This is a genomic window from Pseudomonas sp. S07E 245 (genome assembly GCF_019599025.1).
Lineage (GTDB): Bacteria > Pseudomonadota > Gammaproteobacteria > Pseudomonadales > Pseudomonadaceae > Aquipseudomonas > Aquipseudomonas shirazensis.
This window is the reverse complement of record NZ_CP080625.1, coordinates 2609914-2626408: the sequence shown is the minus strand read 5'-3', so window position 1 is coordinate 2626408 and position 16495 is coordinate 2609914. Positions and strand designations below refer to the sequence as shown.

The 16495-nt window shown below is 64.0% G+C and carries 14 protein-coding genes; 12 read left to right on the top strand and 2 right to left on the bottom strand.

What is annotated here, in order from left to right:
* Positions 1 to 29 precede the first annotated feature (29 nt).
* Together K3F44_RS12125 and K3F44_RS12120 are read left to right on the top strand one after the other, a co-directional pair.
* Positions 30 to 2057, top strand: a complete 2028-nt coding sequence (locus K3F44_RS12125) for an NADPH-dependent 2,4-dienoyl-CoA reductase (RefSeq protein ID WP_220634099.1) — start codon at positions 30 to 32, stop codon at positions 2055 to 2057.
* Between the two features lie 54 nt (positions 2058 to 2111).
* A complete protein-coding gene (locus tag K3F44_RS12120) occupies positions 2112 to 3011 on the top strand; it encodes a 1-aminocyclopropane-1-carboxylate deaminase/D-cysteine desulfhydrase (RefSeq protein ID WP_101321389.1) in 900 nt (299 codons plus the stop codon).
* Here the strand turns inward: K3F44_RS12120 and K3F44_RS12115 are convergent.
* Positions 3002 to 3547, bottom strand: coding sequence for a cytochrome b (locus K3F44_RS12115; RefSeq protein WP_101321387.1), 546 nt, complete (start codon positions 3545 to 3547; stop codon positions 3002 to 3004). The genes K3F44_RS12120 and K3F44_RS12115 overlap by 10 nt on opposite strands.
* A gap of 147 nt (positions 3548 to 3694) precedes the next feature.
* Positions 3695 to 4684 carry a DUF1853 family protein gene (locus K3F44_RS12110; protein WP_220634098.1) on the bottom strand — a complete coding sequence of 330 codons (990 nt, stop codon included), beginning with the start codon at positions 4682 to 4684 and terminating at the stop codon, positions 3695 to 3697.
* A 56-nt stretch (positions 4685 to 4740) separates the two neighbouring features.
* Between K3F44_RS12110 and K3F44_RS12105 the strand changes: the two genes are divergently transcribed.
* The 10 genes from K3F44_RS12105 to K3F44_RS12060 all read left to right on the top strand — a co-directional run bounded on the left by K3F44_RS12105 (position 4741) and on the right by K3F44_RS12060 (position 16494).
* Entirely contained in the window at positions 4741 to 5631 is an 891-nt protein-coding gene (locus K3F44_RS12105) for an NAD(+) kinase (RefSeq protein ID WP_101321383.1), read from the top strand.
* Positions 5631 to 6602: a metallophosphoesterase gene (locus K3F44_RS12100; protein WP_101321381.1), complete on the top strand. Its 972-nt coding sequence runs from the start codon at positions 5631 to 5633 to the stop codon at positions 6600 to 6602. Before K3F44_RS12105 ends, K3F44_RS12100 begins: the two co-directional genes overlap by 1 nt.
* Positions 6599 to 7471 carry a rhomboid family intramembrane serine protease gene (locus tag K3F44_RS12095; protein ID WP_150570218.1) on the top strand — a complete coding sequence of 291 codons (873 nt, stop codon included), beginning with the start codon at positions 6599 to 6601 and terminating at the stop codon, positions 7469 to 7471. Before K3F44_RS12100 ends, K3F44_RS12095 begins: the two co-directional genes overlap by 4 nt.
* Before the next feature lie 13 nt (positions 7472 to 7484).
* Positions 7485 to 7745, top strand: a complete 261-nt coding sequence (locus K3F44_RS12090) for a YeaC family protein (protein ID WP_101321377.1) — start codon at positions 7485 to 7487, stop codon at positions 7743 to 7745.
* Positions 7742 to 8572: a DUF2797 domain-containing protein gene (locus K3F44_RS12085; protein WP_220634097.1), complete on the top strand. Its 831-nt coding sequence runs from the start codon at positions 7742 to 7744 to the stop codon at positions 8570 to 8572. Before K3F44_RS12090 ends, K3F44_RS12085 begins: the two co-directional genes overlap by 4 nt.
* Before the next feature lie 12 nt (positions 8573 to 8584).
* Positions 8585 to 11242 (top strand): aminopeptidase N, encoded by a 2658-nt coding sequence (gene pepN / locus K3F44_RS12080; RefSeq protein WP_220634096.1) that lies wholly within the window; start codon positions 8585 to 8587, stop codon positions 11240 to 11242.
* A gap of 351 nt (positions 11243 to 11593) precedes the next feature.
* Positions 11594 to 12604: a YCF48-related protein gene (locus tag K3F44_RS12075; RefSeq protein ID WP_150570221.1), complete on the top strand. Its 1011-nt coding sequence runs from the start codon at positions 11594 to 11596 to the stop codon at positions 12602 to 12604.
* Between the two features lie 20 nt (positions 12605 to 12624).
* Entirely contained in the window at positions 12625 to 15000 is a 2376-nt protein-coding gene (locus K3F44_RS12070; RefSeq protein ID WP_150570237.1) for an RND family transporter, read from the top strand.
* 86 nt (positions 15001 to 15086) lie between these two features.
* Complete coding sequence (locus tag K3F44_RS12065; protein WP_101321369.1) at positions 15087 to 15392, top strand: DUF5629 family protein; 306 nt, start codon at positions 15087 to 15089, stop codon at positions 15390 to 15392.
* Entirely contained in the window at positions 15355 to 16494 is a 1140-nt protein-coding gene (locus tag K3F44_RS12060) for a lactonase family protein (protein ID WP_409077672.1), read from the top strand. Before K3F44_RS12065 ends, K3F44_RS12060 begins: the two co-directional genes overlap by 38 nt.
* Position 16495: the final 1 nt, after the last annotated feature.

Here is a 16495-nt window from a genome sequence, read left to right as displayed (position 1 = left end):
CCGTGATTTTGCCCATGTGGAGTTGCTCCATGGCTTACCCGAACCTGCTGGCCCCGCTTGACCTTGGCTTCACCACTTTGCGCAACCGCACCCTGATGGGCTCCATGCACACCGGCCTGGAAGAGCGCCCAGGCGGCTTCGAACGCATGGCAGTGTACTTCGCCGAGCGAGCACGCGGTGGTGTCGGCCTGATGGTCACGGGTGGCATTGCGCCAAACGATGAGGGTGGCGTGTACTCCGGTGCTGCCAAGCTGAGCACCGCTGAAGAAGCCGACCAGCACCGTATCGTCACCGAGGCGGTGCACGCCGCTGGGGGCAAGATCTGCCTGCAGATCCTCCACGCCGGCCGTTACGCCTACAGCCCGCGCCAGGTGGCGCCGAGCGCGATTCAGGCGCCGATCAACCCGTTCAAGCCCAAGGAGCTGGACGAAGCCGGCATCGAGAAGCAGATCGCCGACTTCGTCAACTGTGCCGAACTGGCCCAGCGCGCGGGATATGACGGCGTCGAGATCATGGGATCGGAAGGCTACTTCATCAACCAGTTCCTCGCCGCTCATACCAACCACCGCACCGATCGCTGGGGTGGCAGCTACGCCAACCGCATGCGCCTGGCGGTCGAAATCGTCACCCGCGTGCGTGCGGCGGTGGGCCCTAACTTCATCATCATCTTCCGCCTGTCGATGCTCGACCTGATCGAAGGTGGCAGCGATTGGCAAGAGATCCTGCAACTGGCCAAGGCCATCGAGCAGGCCGGGGCAACGCTGATCAATACCGGCATCGGCTGGCACGAAGCGCGCATTCCGACCATCGCCACCAAAGTACCGCGGGCGGCCTTCAGCAAGGTCACGGCCAAGCTGCGTGGGCACGTCAACATCCCATTGATCACCACCAACCGCATCAATACACCCGAAGTTGCCGAGGCCGTGCTGGCTGCCGGCGATGCCGACATGGTGTCGATGGCCCGGCCATTCCTGGCCGATCCAGAGTTCGTCAACAAGGCCGCAGCCGATCAGGCCGAGCAGATCAATACCTGCATCGGCTGCAACCAGGCCTGCCTTGATCACACCTTTGGCGGCAAGTTGACCAGTTGCCTGGTCAATCCGCGCGCCTGCCATGAAACAGAACTGAATTACCTGCCGGTGACCCAGGCCAAGCGTATCGCGGTTGTGGGTGCTGGCCCGGCTGGCCTGGCTGCGGCGACCGTGGCCGGCGAGCGCGGCCATCAGGTCACCCTGTTTGACGCCGCTGGCGAAATCGGTGGCCAATTCAACGTGGCCAAGCGCGTGCCGGGCAAGGAAGAGTTCTCCGAAACCCTGCGCTATTTCCGTAACAAGCTGCAGCTCACGGGCGTGGACGTGCGCCTGAATAGCCGAGTCAGCGCCGAGCAGCTGATTGCCGGCGATTATGACGAGATCATCCTGGCCACCGGGATTGTCCCGCGCAACCCGGCTATCCCCGGCATCGAGCACGCCAAGGTGCTGAATTATCTGGATGTACTGTTGCAGCGCAAACCGGTCGGCCAGCGGGTTGCGGTGATCGGCGCGGGCGGCATCGGCTTTGATGTCTCCGAGTACCTGGTGCACCAGGGCGTGGCTACCAGCCTGGATCGCGACGCGTTCTGGAAAGAGTGGGGCATCGACACTGCGCTCGAAGCGCGTGGTGGCGTGGCCGGGATCAAGCCCGAGCCGCATGCGCCGGCGCGGCAGGTGTACCTTTTGCAGCGCAAGAAGACCAAGGTCGGCGACGGTCTGGGCAAGACTACCGGCTGGATTCACCGCACTGGCCTGAAAAACAAGCAGGTACAGATGCTCAACAGTGTCGAATACCTGCAGATCGACGACGCTGGTTTGCATGTACGCATTGCTGATGGCGAGCCGCAGTTGCTGGCAGTGGACAACGTGGTGATCTGTGCAGGCCAGGATCCACTGCGCGAACTGCAGGACGGGCTGGTCGCAGCGGGGCAGTCGGTGCACCTGATCGGCGGCGCTGATGTGGCCGCCGAGCTGGATGCCAAGCGCGCCATCAACCAAGGTTCGCGCTTGGCCGCCGAGCTGTAACGGCCTGGGGTGGGGCTGCAGCGCGGCCCCGGCCCAAGCTGGTAGACTCGGTCGATGTCTGCCGAACTCTCCTGCCTGCCTCAGGCACCTCTACAACCGCTGTGCTTGCCCTGGACTCAGCGCGCTGAGGTCCAGCTCGCAGTGTTGCGTCTGGACCTGATCGACCCGCTGATCAGCGGCAACAAGTGGTTCAAGCTGCGCGACCATCTGGTCGAAGCCTGGCGGTGCAACGCGCCCGGCTTGATCAGCCTTGGCGGCAACCATTCCAACCATCTGCATGCACTGGCCGCTGCCGGCAAACGGTTTGGCTTTGCCACCGCCGGCCTGCTGCGTGGCCATGCGCAGGACACCCCGACCGTGCGCGACCTGCAAGCCTTGGGCATGCAACTGCACTGGCTCGGCTATGGCGGCTACCGGGCGCGACATGAGCCGCAGTTCTGGGCTGAGTGGCAAGCACGCTACCCCGGCTGGCAGTGCATCGCCGAGGGCGGTGGCGGCATGGCCGGCGCACAGGGTTGCCGATTGATCGTCGAGCAGGCACGCGAGCAGCTGCCGCAGCTGGGTTGGGATGACTACGATGGCTGGTGGCTGGCCGTCGGTACCGGCACCACCCTGGCGGGGCTGGTGCTCGCTGAGGCCGGTGCGCGCCCGGTGCACGGCGCCCTTGCGGTGCCGGCTGACCACGGCGTGGCGGCAACGGTGGCAGCGTTGGCGGGAGAGCAGGGCTACCAATTGCATGACGCTTGCCGTGGCGGCTTTGCGCGCATGGATGATGAGTTGCTGGCGTTTATCGCCGACAGCGAACAGCACAGTGGCCTGCCGCTGGAGGCGGTGTACACCGGCAAGGCCCTGCTGGCGCTGCGCGATGAGGTCGAGGCGGGGCGCTTCAGGCCCGGCAGCCGCCTGCTGTTCGTGCACACAGGCGGGCTGCAGGGCCGACGCGGTTACTTGTAGGGCAGCATGCGCACCAGGGTGTTATCGCGCTTGATGTAGTGATGGTAAAGCCCGGCCAGTGCATGCAGGCCAATCAGCCAGTAGCCCCAGCCGCCAACCCGCTCATGCCAGCCCTTGATGAACTTGGCAAAGTCCGAATCAGGCCCGGTCAGCGCGGGCAGCTCGAAGCCGTAGAACGGGATTGGCTTGTCGGCGGCGCTGAGGATCAACCAGCCCGCCAGCGGCATGCCGATCATCAGCAGGTACAGCAGCAGGTGCACCAGGTGCGCCAGGCCAGTCTGCCATGCCGGCGGCTTGGGCGTGATCGGCGGCGTCGGGTTGATCAGGCGCATGGCCAGGCGTAGCCAGACCAGTACGAACACGGTCAGGCCGAACATGAAGTGCAGGTCTTTCATCAGGTTGCGTTCGGCGCTGTCCTTGGGGAACAGGCCACGCAGTTCGATCAGGGCGTAGACGCTTGCCAGCAACACCAGCATCAGCCAGTGCAGGGCAATCGAGATCCGCGCGTAATGCGCCGGCGGGTTGGATGAAACCATGGTCACTCCTCACTTATCAGGTCGAAAAGGCGCTCTTGCTGGCGCGTATCGCTAACTCTAATCGATGGCTGACAGATTTCTTTGCTACAGGTCGAAGGCTGCGCAGATATTTGCGTGAATCTGTCGAAAACCTTGGCGGCCTGCTGCTCAGCTCGGCAAGTGCGGCCAGCTGTCCGCCACCAGAAACAACCGCTGCTGTTCCTCCCAGGCGCCGTCTTCGGTCTGCGTCAACCTGACCAGCAATTGCGCGGGTGCGAACGGGTCCAGCTGCATCAGCCATTGCTCGAACTGCGCTGGCGTCCAGCAGTCGCTGTCTGCAATACGCGCGGGCGCCAGCCAGTGCTGGCGCGTCAGGACCTGCCAGCGGCCCTCTGCCGCGCCGCTGCGGTAGCCGGGCCAGTCGTGCCGGTGCAGCCAGTCACCGCGTAAGTGCGCAGGTTCTGCGCCGGCTGGAGGATGGACTGCAAGCATGCCTGGGTAGAACAGATAGCCGCCCAGCCACAGGTGCGCCTGGGGCTGATCCAGGCCAAGCTCCGCAAGCAGCGCCTGGCTCTCTGGGCGAGCAGAAATAGGCAGCTGATGACCGACAAGGTGGGCCAGTTTCAGATCGAGCCGATCCTGGCATCCCGGCCCCAACCAGTGCATCGAGCCTGGGCCAGCGCCATTGGCCGGGCCGAGGTAGAGCTTGATCGCCAATTCCAGATGATGCACACCGTCGCGGTCGCGCAGGAGGATATCCAGCTCGCCCAGAGTGCGGCCGCCTTGGCGGATCGGCAGATTGGCGCCGAGCAGTTCGACCCCGCTGGCGTGGTTCAAGGCGAACTGCCAGAGGGCCTCGTAATACAGGCCCAGGCGCCGGCTGGTCATCTTCACCAGCCAATCGCGCAGCGGCTGATCATCGCCATCCAGCGCCAGTAACCAGTCCTGCAGCTGCTGCGGGTCGGCAGCCCAGTCACTGGCGGTCAACGGGTGGCGCTGTGGTGCGGGCAAGTCGCGCATCAGCGGTGGCGACAGCAGCGCCCAGGCCAGATCGCGCACCGCAGGGCGGCGCAAACGGCGGGGCAGGTCGCGCAGCTCGGTGAGGGGCGTCATCCTGCGAGCATAGCCGGTTTGCCGCTGGACGGTCGTTTCGACCATAATCCGTCTATCGTTACCCGCTATCGTTACCCGCCGCACGGCCTTGCAGGAGCACCATGGAGCAATTTCGCAATATCGGTATCATCGGCCGCCTGGGCAGCTCACAGGTGCTCGACACCATTCGCCGACTGAAAACGTTCCTCCTTGATCGCCATATGCACGTGATCCTCGAGGACACGATTGCCGAAGTGCTGCCAGGGCATGGCCTGCAGACCTCGACCCGCAAGCTGCTCGGCGAGGTCTGTGACCTGGTCATCGTGGTCGGCGGCGATGGCAGCCTGCTCGGCGCCGCCCGCGCGCTGGCCCGGCACAATGTGCCGGTGCTCGGTATCAACCGCGGCAACCTGGGCTTTCTCACCGACATCCGCCCGGATGAGCTTGAGGTCAAGGTCGCCGAAGTGCTCGACGGCCACTACCTGGTGGAAAACCGCTTCTTGCTGCAGGCCGAAGTGCGCCGCCACGGCGAAGCCATTGGCCAGGGCGACGCGCTCAACGACGTGGTCCTGCACCCGGGCAAGTCGACGCGGATGATCGAGTTCGAAATCTACATTGACGGCCAGTTCGTCTGCAGCCAGAAGGCCGACGGCCTGATCGTCGCCACCCCCACCGGCTCGACCGCCTATGCGCTGTCGGCCGGCGGGCCGATTATGCACCCCAAGCTCGACGCCATCGTCATCGTGCCGATGTACCCGCACACCCTGTCGGGCCGGCCGATCGTGGTCGATGGCAACAGCGAGCTGAAGATCGTCGTCTCGCAGGACCTGCAGATCTATCCGCAAGTGTCCTGTGACGGCCAGAACCACTTCACCTGCGCCCCCGGCGATACCATCACGGTGAGCAAGAAGCCGCAGAAACTGCGCCTGATCCACCCGCTCGATCACAACTACTACGAAGTCTGCCGCACCAAGCTCGGCTGGGGCAGCCGCCTGGGGGGTGGGGGCGACTGATGCTCGATCCGGCGCGCAGTTTCGATATCATCGGCGACGTGCACGGGTGTGCACATACCCTCGAACGCCTGCTCGATACCCTCGGCTACAAGCGCGTGGGCGGGGTCTGGCGGCATCCACGGCGCCAGGCACTGTTCCTCGGCGATATCGTCGATCGCGGCCCGCGAATTCGCGAGGCGCTGCATATCGTCCACGACATGGTCGTGGCCGGTCAGGCGTTCTGCATCATGGGTAACCATGAGTACAACGCCTTGGCCTGGGTCACGCCGGCGCTGCCCGGCAGTGGCAAGGCATTTGTCCGTGAGCACACGCCGCGTAACGCGCGCCTGATCGACGAAACCCTGACCCAGTTCGCCCAGCACCCGGGCGACTGGCACGACTTCCTGGCCTGGTTCTACCAGCTGCCGCTGTTTGTCGATGCCGGGCGCTTCCGGCTGGTGCACGCCTGCTGGGACCCGAGCCTGATCGAGCAGTTGCGCCCACAGTACCCAAGCGGCTGCATCGACGAGCACTTCATTCAGGCCTCGGGTGTGTCCGGCAGCTTTGCCTCGACCGTGTGCAATCGCCTCCTGCGCGGCACCGACATGCGCCTGCCGGATGGCCTCACCCTGACCGGTGGCGATGGCCTGACGCGGGCGTTCTTCCGCACCAAGTTCTGGGAAGAAGACCCGCAGACCTACGGCGACATCGTGTTCCAGCCCGATGCCTTGCCGGACGAGGTGGCCAGCGCGCCGCTCAGCCACACGCAGAAAAACGCCTTGCTGCGCTATGACGAAGCGCAACCGATGCTGTTCGTCGGCCATTACTGGCGCAGCGGTCGCCCGGCGCCGATCCGGCCCAATCTGGCCTGCCTGGATTACAGCGCCGTGCTCTACGGCAAACTGGCGGCCTATCGCCTGGATGACGAAACCGGCATCGACCCGCACAAGTTCGTCTGGGTCGATGTCGAGCGCCCACAGGACACTCAATGAATGTGATCGAAGTGCTGCGCCTGCCGTTGACCGTCGACCTCAGTGGTTTTGTCAGCCTGCTGCGCCGCCTGCAGGTGCCGCACCGGGTCAGCGAGGAGGGCGAAGAGCAGGTGCTGTGGGCGCCGCAGGCCTTGCTCGAGGATGTCCGCCAGCTGTATGAGCGCTACCCCGAAGGCAACGACCAGATCGAACTGCCGGCCGCGGCTCAGGCCAGCCTGCCCAGGCAACCGTCCCTGGCCCAGCAGGCCCGCGCGTGCAAGGTCACGGCTGGCGTACTGCTGCTGTGCGTGGTGGTGGCGGCAATCACCGGGCTGGGCGACAACCTGTCGACTCTGAGCTGGTTCACCTTTCTCGATTTCCGTGTGCAGGGCGAGTACCTGTACTTCAGCTCGCTGGCCCAGGGCCTTAGCGATGGCCAGTGGTGGCGGCTGGTGTCACCGATGCTGCTGCACTTCGGCTTCCTCCACCTGGCCATGAATGGCATGTGGTACTGGGAGCTGGGCAAGCGCATCGAGCTGCGCCAGGGGCCTTGGTTGCTGCTGTTGCTGACGCTGCTGTTCAGCCTGATCTCCAACCTGGCCCAGCACCTGGTCGGCGGCCCGAGCCTGTTCGGCGGGCTGTCCGGCGTGTTGTACGGCTTGCTCGGCTACGTCTGGCTGTACCAGTGGCTGGCACCCAACCCGCATTACCGCCTGCCCAAGGGCGTACTGGTGATGATGCTGATCTGGCTGGTGGTGTGCCTGACCGGCGTGGTCGGCCAGCTTGGCTTCGGCCAGATCGCCAATGCCGCGCATGTCGGTGGCCTGCTCATCGGATGCCTGACTGGGCTCTTGGGTGGCGCGCTGGCGCGGCGTAAACTGTCGGCTTGATTGAGGAGAGACAATGTCCACGTTCGCCCAAATGATTGAAAACATCACCCCCGAGATCTACCAGAGCCTCAAGCTTGCGGTCGAGCTGGGCAAATGGTCCGACGGGCGCAAGCTCACCGTCGAGCAGAAAGAGCTGTCGCTGCAGGCGGTCATCGCCTGGGAACTGCAGAACCTGCCTGAAGACCAGCGTACCGGTTACATGGGCCCGCAAGAGTGTGCCTCGAAGTCGGCGCCCATCGCCAATATTCTGTTCAAGTCGGACTCGGTACATTGATCGAACTCGCTCGTGGCTCTTTGAGCAAGATGTCGGTGCAGTTGCAGGCACCGGTTGTGCAATACAGCTTTCGCCTGGGTGATTCGCTGGTGCCGGTCAACCCGATGATCGGCAAGACCCTACGTCTTGAATACCTCGGTGCCATCCACTGTAGCCACTGTGGCAAGCGCACCAAGACCAGCTACAGCCAGGGCTACTGCTACCCGTGCATGACCAAGCTGGCCCAGTGCGACCTGTGCATCATGGCCCCGGAACGTTGCCACTACGACGCCGGCACCTGCCGCGAGCCGTCCTGGGGCGAGCAGTTCTGCATGACCGATCACGTGGTCTACCTGGCCAACTCGTCGGGGGTCAAGGTCGGTATCACCCGCGCTACCCAACTGCCAACCCGCTGGCTCGATCAGGGCGCCATCCAGGCCCTGCCGATCATGCGCGTTTCCACTCGGCAGCAGTCGGGCCGGGTCGAGGATGTATTGCGCAGCCAGGTGCCAGACCGCACCAACTGGCGCAACCTGCTCAAGGGCGATGCCGAGGTGCTCGACCTGGCGGCGATTCGCGAGCAGATCTTCGACGCCTGCGCCGACGGTATTCGCACCCTGCACGAACGTTTTGGCCTTCAAGCGATCCAGCCGCTGCCCGATGCCGAGGTGGTCGAGATCCGTTACCCGGTCGAGGCCTATCCGAAAAAGATCGTCAGCCTCAACCTGGACAAGACCCCGGTCATCGAAGGCACTCTGCTCGGAATCAAGGGCCAGTACCTGATCTTCGATACCGGCGTGATCAATATTCGCAAATACACGGCCTACCAGTTGGCCGTGCATCAGTAAAAGGACAGCCACATGCGCACCGAACAACCGCAAGTGATCTACCTCAAGGATTACCAGGCGCCCGAGTACCTGATCGACGAGACGCACCTGACCTTCGAGTTGTTCGAGGACCACAGCCTGGTCCATGCGCAACTGCTGATGCGCCGCAACCCGGCGCGTGGCGAAGGCTTGCCGCCGCTGGTGCTGAACGGTCAACAGCTGCAACTGGTCAGTGTGCAACTGGATGACCAGGCCCTGAGCGCGGGCGATTACCAGCTTGATGACGACAGCCTGACCCTGCATCCGAAAGCGCAGACGTTCACCCTCGACACCACGGTGAAGATCCACCCCGAGAGCAACACGGCTCTGGAGGGACTGTACAAGTCGGGGTCGATGTACTGCACCCAGTGCGAGGCCGAGGGCTTTCGCAAGATCACCTACTACCTCGACCGCCCGGATGTGATGAGCACGTTCACCACCACGGTGATCGCCGAGCAGCATCGCTACCCGATCCTGTTGTCCAACGGCAACCCGATCGGCAGCGGCCCGGCTGACGACGGCCGCCACTGGGCAACCTGGGAAGACCCGTTCAAGAAGCCGGCCTACCTGTTCGCCCTGGTGGCGGGCGATCTCTGGTGCGTTGAAGACACCTTCACCCGCCAGTCCGGCCGTGACGTGGCGCTGCGCATCTATGTCGAGCCAGAAAACATCGACAAGTGCCAGCACGCGATGGTCAGCCTGAAGAAGTCGATGCGCTGGGACGAGGAAGTCTATGGCCGCGAGTACGATCTGGACATCTTCATGATCGTTGCGGTCAACGACTTCAACATGGGCGCCATGGAAAACAAGGGCCTCAACATCTTCAACTCCAGCTGTGTGCTGGCGCGTGCCGAAACGGCCACCGACGCCGCTCACCAGCGCGTTGAAGGGGTGGTCGCGCACGAGTACTTCCACAACTGGACCGGCAACCGCATCACCTGCCGCGACTGGTTCCAGCTGTCGCTCAAGGAAGGCTTCACGGTGTTCCGCGACGCCGAATTCAGCGCCGACATGAACTCGCGCACGGTCAAGCGCATTGAAGACGTGGCGTACCTGCGCACCCATCAGTTTGCCGAAGACGCAGGCCCGATGGCCCACCCGGTGCGCCCGGACAGCTTCATTGAAATCTCCAACTTCTACACCCTGACCATCTACGAGAAGGGCGCAGAAGTGGTCGGCATGGTCCGCACCCTGCTGGGCGCCGAGGGCTTCCGCAAGGGCAGTGACCTGTACTTCGAGCGTCACGACGGCCAGGCCGTTACCTGCGATGACTTCATCAAGGCCATGGAAGACGCCAACGGCGTTGACCTGACCCAGTTCAAACGCTGGTACAGCCAGGCCGGCACGCCGCGCCTCGAGGTCAGCGAAGCCTATGACAGCACAGCGCAGCGCTATAGCCTGACCTTCCGCCAGAGCTGCCCGCAGACGCCGGACAAGCGCGAGAAACTGCCGTTCGTGATTCCGGTCGCGCTGGGCCTGCTCGACGCCGACGGCAACGACCTGCCGCTGCGCCTGGACGGCGAAGCCAGCGCCCAGGGCAGCAGCCGCGTGCTGTCGCTGACCGAGGCCGAGCAGACCTTCACCTTCCTCGACATCGCCGCCAAGCCATTGCCGTCGCTGCTGCGCGGCTTCAGTGCGCCGGTCAAGCTGAGCTTCCCGTACAACCGCGACCAGCTGATGTTCCTCATGCAGCACGACAGCGACGGTTTCAATCGCTGGGAAGCCGGCCAGCAATTGTCGGTGCAAGTGCTGCAGGAGCTGATCGGCCAGCATCAGGCCGGCCAGCCGTTGAGCCTCGATCCGCGTTTGATCACTGCCCTGGCCACGGTCATCGGCAATGACGCGCTGGACCCGGCCATGGTCGCGGAAATGCTCTCGCTGCCAGGTGAGGCCTACCTGACCGAGATCAGCCAGGTGGCCGACGTCGACGCGATCCACACGGCCCGCGAATTTGCCCGCAAGCAGATCGCCGAGCAGCTGTTCGACGCCTTGTGGTCGCGCTATCAGGCCAACCGTGAAGTGTCGCGGCGCACGCCATATGTGGCGGCCGCCGAGCACTTCGCCCGGCGCAGCCTGCAGAACATCGCCCTGTCGTACCTGATGCTCAGCGGCAAGCCGCAGGTGCTGGCGGCGACCCTTGAGCAGTTCAAGGACAGCGACAACATGACCGAGCGCCTGACCGCGCTGGCGGTGTTGGTCAACTCGCCGTTCGAGGCAGAGCGCGCCGAAGTGCTGCAAGCCTTCGCCGAGCACTTCAAGGATAACCCGCTGGTCATGGACCAGTGGTTCAGCGTGCAGGCAGCCAGCTCGTTGCCGGGCGGCCTGGCGCGGGTCAAGGCGCTGATGCAGCACCCGGCATTCACCTTGAAGAACCCGAACAAGGTGCGCGCACTGATCGGCGCGTTTGCGGGGCAGAACCTGGTCAACTTCCACGCGGCCGACGGTTCCGGCTATCGCTTCCTGGCGGACCTGGTCATCGAGCTTAACGCGCTCAACCCGCAGATCGCCTCGCGCCAGCTCGCGCCGCTGACCCGCTGGCGCAAGTACGATAGCGCGCGTCAGGCGCTGATGAAGGCCGAGCTGGAGCGGATTCTGGTGTCGGGCACCTTGTCCAGCGACGTCTATGAGGTGGTCAGCAAGAGCCTGGCATGAACCTGGCGAGCGCCCGCGATCTGGCGTAGGAGCGGCCTTGCCGGGGCGCCGGACCGGTCGGAAAGGCCAGCGTAGCTGGCCCGGGGATATCGGCTGCGAAGCTGAAATCTGGGGCCGCTGCGCAGCCCTTTCGCGACACAAGGCCGCTCCTACGCCGACCGCGCAGCACCCCGGCGACGCGGTCGAAACAACAGGGCGCTGTCGCCGTTAACAAAACATAACGTCCCGCCAATTGTGTTGCCGCAGAACTCACCGCTAGGATGGCTCAAAGCTGTTGCAGGCCTCTGAATCAGGCTTCTTGCAGTGCCTGCACTGGATGACCCACCAAGAAAAATACAATAGGGGAAGGGCATGAGGGAACGGGTGATGGCGCACGCCAGGCCACTGGCCGCGGGCGCACTGTTGCTGCTGGGTATGTGGAGCGGCACTGTCGTCGCTGCTGCCGCCGAGGAGTACTCGACCGAATCGGCCAAGGCAGTCGACAACCTGCTGATCGACGCCGCCCACGCCGGCAAGCGCCTGGTGGTGGTCGGTGATCGTGGCCATATCCTGTTCTCCGACGACCAGGGCAAGACCTGGAGCCAGGCGCGCGTGCCGACCCGGCAACTGCTCACCGCGGTGTTCTTCATCGATGACAAGCGCGGCTGGGCAGTCGGTCACGACGCGCAGATCCTCGCCAGCAGCGATGGCGGCGCCACCTGGAGCAAGCAGTTCGAAGACCTCGCCCGCGAAGCGCCGTTGCTCGACGTCAGCTTTGTCGATGCCCAGCATGGCTTTGCCGTCGGTGCCTACGGCGCGCTGCTCGAGACCACCGACGGCGGCCAGCATTGGCAGGACGTCGCCGAGCGCCTCGACAACCCCGATCAACTGCACCTGAATGGCATCGCCGCGATCAAGGATTCCGGCCTGTTCATCGTCGGTGAGCAGGGCAGCATGTTCCGCTCCGGCGATAACGGCGCCACTTGGTCGCGCGTCGAGGGCCCGTACGAGGGCTCGTTGTTCGGCGTCCTCGGCACTGCCCAGGCGCACACCTTGTTGGCCTACGGACTGCGGGGCAACCTCTACCGCTCCAGTGACTTCGGCGACAGCTGGCAGCAGATCGCCCTGACCGCCAGTCGCGGCCCGCTGCAGTTCGGCCTGGCCAGCGCGGCGCTGCTCGAGGATGGCAGTATCGTCCTGGTCGGCAACGGCGGCAGTGTGCTGCGCAGCCGTGACGATGGCTTGACCTTCAGCGTATTCAACCGCGCCGACCGCATCGCCCTGGCCGGCGTCACCAGCCTGGCCGACGGCGGCTTGCTGCTGGTTGGGCAGGGCGGCATCCACCTGGCCAACGGCCAAGGCGCCGAGGAGCAGCAACCATGACCGGCCCGGAGCGCTTCGACATGCCCCAGCATCATCAGGACAAACCCACCCTGCTCGAGCGGATGATCTTCAACAACCGCCCGGTAGTGATCGGCCTCTGCCTGCTGGTGAGCATCCTGCTGTTCTGGCAGGCCACGCAGATTCGCCCCTCGACCAGTTTCGAGAAGATGATCCCGCTGCAGCACCCGTTCATCGAACAGATGCTCGAGCACCGCAATGACCTGGCCAACCTCGGCAACACCGTGCGCATCTCGGTCGAGGCGGTCAACGGCGACATCTTCGACAAGGATTACATGGAGACCCTGCGCCAGATCCATGACGAGGTGTTCTATATCCCGGGTGTCGACCGCGCCGGCTTGAAGTCGCTGTGGAGCCCCAGCGTGCGCTGGACCGAGGTCACCGAAGAAGGCTTCGCCGGTGGCGAGGTGATCCCCAACACCTACGATGGCAGCGCACAAAGCCTCGATCAGCTGCGCGACAACGTGCTCAAGTCCGGCCAGGTCGGGCGCCTGGTGGCGAACAACTTCAAGTCGAGCATCGTCGACGTGCCGCTGCTGGAGAGCTACCCCGATCCGCAGGACCCGGGCAAGCAGGTCAAGCTCGACTACCAGCAGTTCTCGCACCAGCTGGAAGAGAAGATCCGCGACAAGTTCCAGGCGCAGAACCCCAATGTGAAAATCCACATCGTCGGCTTTGCGAAAAAAGTCGGTGACCTGATCGACGGCCTGGTGATGGTGGTGCTGTTCTTCGGCGTGGCGCTGGCGATCACCTGGGTCCTGCTGTACTGGTTTACCTGGTGTATCCGCAGCACCATTGCCGTGTTGATCACCACCCTGGTGGCGGTGGTCTGGCAGTTGGGCCTGATGCACGCGGTGGGCTTTGGCCTCGACCCTTACTCGATGCTGGTGCCGTTCCTGATCTTTGCCATCGGTATTTCCCACGGGGTGCAGAAGATCAACGGCATCGCCCTGCAGTCCAGTGGCGCCGACAATGCCCTGACCGCTGCGCGGCGGACCTTCCGCCAGCTGTTCCTGCCGGGGATGATCGCGATTCTGGCCGACGCGGTGGGCTTCATCACTCTGCTGATCATCGACATTGGCGTGATCCGCGAGCTGGCCATCGGCGCCTCGATCGGCGTGGCGGTGATTGTCTTCACCAACCTGATCCTGCTGCCGGTGGCGATCTCCTATGTCGGCATCAGCAAAAAGGCCGTCGAGCGCTCCAAGCGCGACGCCACCCGCGAGCACCCGTTCTGGCGCCTGCTGGCCAACTTCGCCAGCCCTAAAGTGGCACCGGTGTCGGTTGCGCTGGCACTGGTCGCCTTTGGCGGCGGCCTCTGGTACAGCCAGAACCTGAAGATCGGCGACCTCGACCCGGGTGCCCCGGAGCTGCGCCCGGACTCGCGCTACAACCAGGACAACCACTTCATCATCAGCAACTACTCGACCAGTTCCGATGTGCTGGTGATCATGGTCAAGACGCCCTCGGAGAGCTGCTCGATCCACTCGACCCTGGCCCCCATCGACGAGCTGATGTGGACCATGCAGAACACCCCCGGGGTGCAGTCGGCAATCTCCCTGGTGAGTGTGTCCAAGCAGATGATCCGCGGCATGAACGAGGGCAACCTGAAATGGGAAACCCTCTCGCGCAACCCGGATGTGCTCAACAGCTCGGTGGCCCGCGCCGACGGCCTGTACAACGCTGACTGTTCGCTGGCGCCGGTGCTGGTGTTCCTCAACGACCACAAGGCAGAAACCCTTGAGCGCGTCACCGCCGCAGCCAAGGCCTTTGCCGATACGCACAACCGTGACGGCTTGCAGTTCCTTCTGGCGGCGGGCAATGCCGGCATCGAGGCGGCCACCAACGAGGTGATCAAGTCGGCCGAGCTGACCATTCTGATTCTGGTCTACCTGTGCGTGGCGATCATGTGCCTGATCACCTTCCGCTCGTTTGCCGCGATGCTGTGCATCGTCCTGCCGCTGGTGCTGACCTCGGTGCTGGGCAACGCGCTGATGGCGTTCATGGGCATCGGCGTCAAGGTCGCGACCTTGCCGGTGGTGGCGCTTGGCGTGGGTATCGGGGTCGACTACGGGATCTATATCTACAGCCGTCTGGAGAGCTTCCTGCGTGCTGGTCTGCCGTTGCAGGAGGCCTATTACCAGACCCTGCGCTCGACCGGCAAGGCGGTGCTGTTCACTGGTTTGTGCCTGGCCATCGGCGTGTGCACCTGGATCTTCTCGGCGATCAAGTTCCAGGCCGATATGGGCCTGATGCTGACCTTCATGCTGCTCTGGAATATGTTCGGTGCACTCTGGCTGCTGCCGGCACTGGCGCGCTTCCTGATCAAACCGGAAAAACTGGCAGGCAAGCAGGGCGGCTCGATCTTCGCCCACTGACGCTTGTGCGGTCAGGCCGCTGCGGTGAGCAGCGGGCCTGGCCCGGGTTTGGTTATACTGGACGCTTTGCGCATCAAGGTAGCCCCATGACCACCCTCGCCACTGCCCTCGCCACCAGCGACATGCTCCTGATCGATGGCCTGCACGCCTTCGGTTTCACCTTCGACGCCAGCGGCCTGGTGATCGAATGCATGGACGGGCGCAACCTCAAACGCTGGAAATTCACTGCCGAACAGGTCGCGGCCGCGGTCGGCGCAGGCGAAGAGTGGCGCCTCAACGATGACCAAGGCGAGCATGAGCTAGTCTGCATGAGTGCCGTGTACGGCTCGGACGAAGACGATGATGACCAGGAAGATGATCAGCCGCAGCTGGAAAACCCTGTTGAGCGCTAGTGCCCTGAGCGTTGTGCTTGGCACTGCGCAGGCCGCCACCCTGCTGGTTGGCAGCTATACCGAAGGCACTGCCAGCGAGGGTATCTATCGATATCAGTTCGATACAGCCAAGGGCCGTATCGAGCCGACCCCGCTGCAGGTGGTGAAGACGGTCAGCCCGTCCTGGCTGGTGCTGTCGGCCGACCAGCGCTTGCTGTTCGCCGTCAATGAAACCCCGCGCGGCCATGTCAGCAGTTTTGCAGTGAGCAGCAAGGGCGTGATCACGCCACTGAACCAGGTGTCCAGCGCCGGCGATGAGCCGACCCACGCCAGCCTCAGCCAGGATCAGCGCTACCTGTTCGTCGCCAACTACGCGGTCGCGCCCGACCTTGGTGGCAGCCTGGTGGTGCTACCAGTGGCCAAGGACGGCAAGCTCGGCGACATGGTGCAGCAGTTGGCGCACACGCCAAGCAAGGTCAACCCGGAGCGCCAGGCCGGCGCCCATGTGCATTCGGTCGTGCCTTCGGCCGAAGGCCTGCGTCTGTACGCCAGCGATCTGGGCGCCGACCGGGTGTTTGTCTACGCCTACGACGGCGCCAGCCCGACGCAGCCGCTGAGTCCGGCAACGCCGGCTTCGGTGAGCCTGCCGCCGGGCAGCGGCCCGCGCCATCTGTTGTTTGACGCGCTGGGCAAGCACGCCTATCTGACCCTCGAGATGAGCGCTGAAGTGGTGATGTTCGATGTGCGTGACGATGCCCTGATCGAGCGCCAGCGTCTGCCGCTGACCGACAGTCAAGACCCTGCCGCCAAGGCCGGCGGCGGCTTGCACCTATCGGCCGATGGGCGTTTCCTCTATGTGAGCAATCGCGGCACGGCCAATCAGATCGTGGTGTTTGCGATCGGCAAGCAAGATGGCCAGTTGAGCCTGTTGCAGCGGCGTTCGGTTGAGGGCGACCACCCACGTGAATTCGCTATCGATCCAAGCGGCAAGTATTTGCTGGTGGCCAACCAGAAGAGCAATCAGATCGTGGTCATGCACCGCGACCCACGCACTGGCCAACTCGGTGCAACGCTGCAGAAGTTCGACCAGCCGGCCCCGTCGGACCTGAAGTTTCTCGACTGAG

Excerpts from the sequence above, each read along its gene's own strand:
- K3F44_RS12125 (WP_220634099.1), top strand. The coding sequence starts at position 30 with ATGGCTTACCCGAACCTGCTGGCCCCGCTTGACCTTGGCTTCACCACT.
- K3F44_RS12120 (WP_101321389.1), top strand. The coding sequence starts at position 2,112 with ATGTCTGCCGAACTCTCCTGCCTGCCTCAGGCACCTCTACAACCGCTG.
- K3F44_RS12115 (WP_101321387.1), bottom strand. The coding sequence starts at position 3,547 with ATGGTTTCATCCAACCCGCCGGCGCATTACGCGCGGATCTCGATTGCC.
- K3F44_RS12110 (WP_220634098.1), bottom strand. The coding sequence starts at position 4,684 with ATGGTCGAAACGACCGTCCAGCGGCAAACCGGCTATGCTCGCAGGATG.
- K3F44_RS12105 (WP_101321383.1), top strand. The coding sequence starts at position 4,741 with ATGGAGCAATTTCGCAATATCGGTATCATCGGCCGCCTGGGCAGCTCA.
- K3F44_RS12100 (WP_101321381.1), top strand. The coding sequence starts at position 5,631 with ATGCTCGATCCGGCGCGCAGTTTCGATATCATCGGCGACGTGCACGGG.
- K3F44_RS12095 (WP_150570218.1), top strand. The coding sequence starts at position 6,599 with ATGAATGTGATCGAAGTGCTGCGCCTGCCGTTGACCGTCGACCTCAGT.
- K3F44_RS12090 (WP_101321377.1), top strand. The coding sequence starts at position 7,485 with ATGTCCACGTTCGCCCAAATGATTGAAAACATCACCCCCGAGATCTAC.
- pepN (WP_220634096.1), top strand. The coding sequence starts at position 8,585 with ATGCGCACCGAACAACCGCAAGTGATCTACCTCAAGGATTACCAGGCG.
- K3F44_RS12075 (WP_150570221.1), top strand. The coding sequence starts at position 11,594 with ATGAGGGAACGGGTGATGGCGCACGCCAGGCCACTGGCCGCGGGCGCA.
- K3F44_RS12070 (WP_150570237.1), top strand. The coding sequence starts at position 12,625 with ATGCCCCAGCATCATCAGGACAAACCCACCCTGCTCGAGCGGATGATC.
- K3F44_RS12065 (WP_101321369.1), top strand. The coding sequence starts at position 15,087 with ATGACCACCCTCGCCACTGCCCTCGCCACCAGCGACATGCTCCTGATC.
- K3F44_RS12060 (WP_409077672.1), top strand. The coding sequence starts at position 15,355 with ATGATCAGCCGCAGCTGGAAAACCCTGTTGAGCGCTAGTGCCCTGAGC.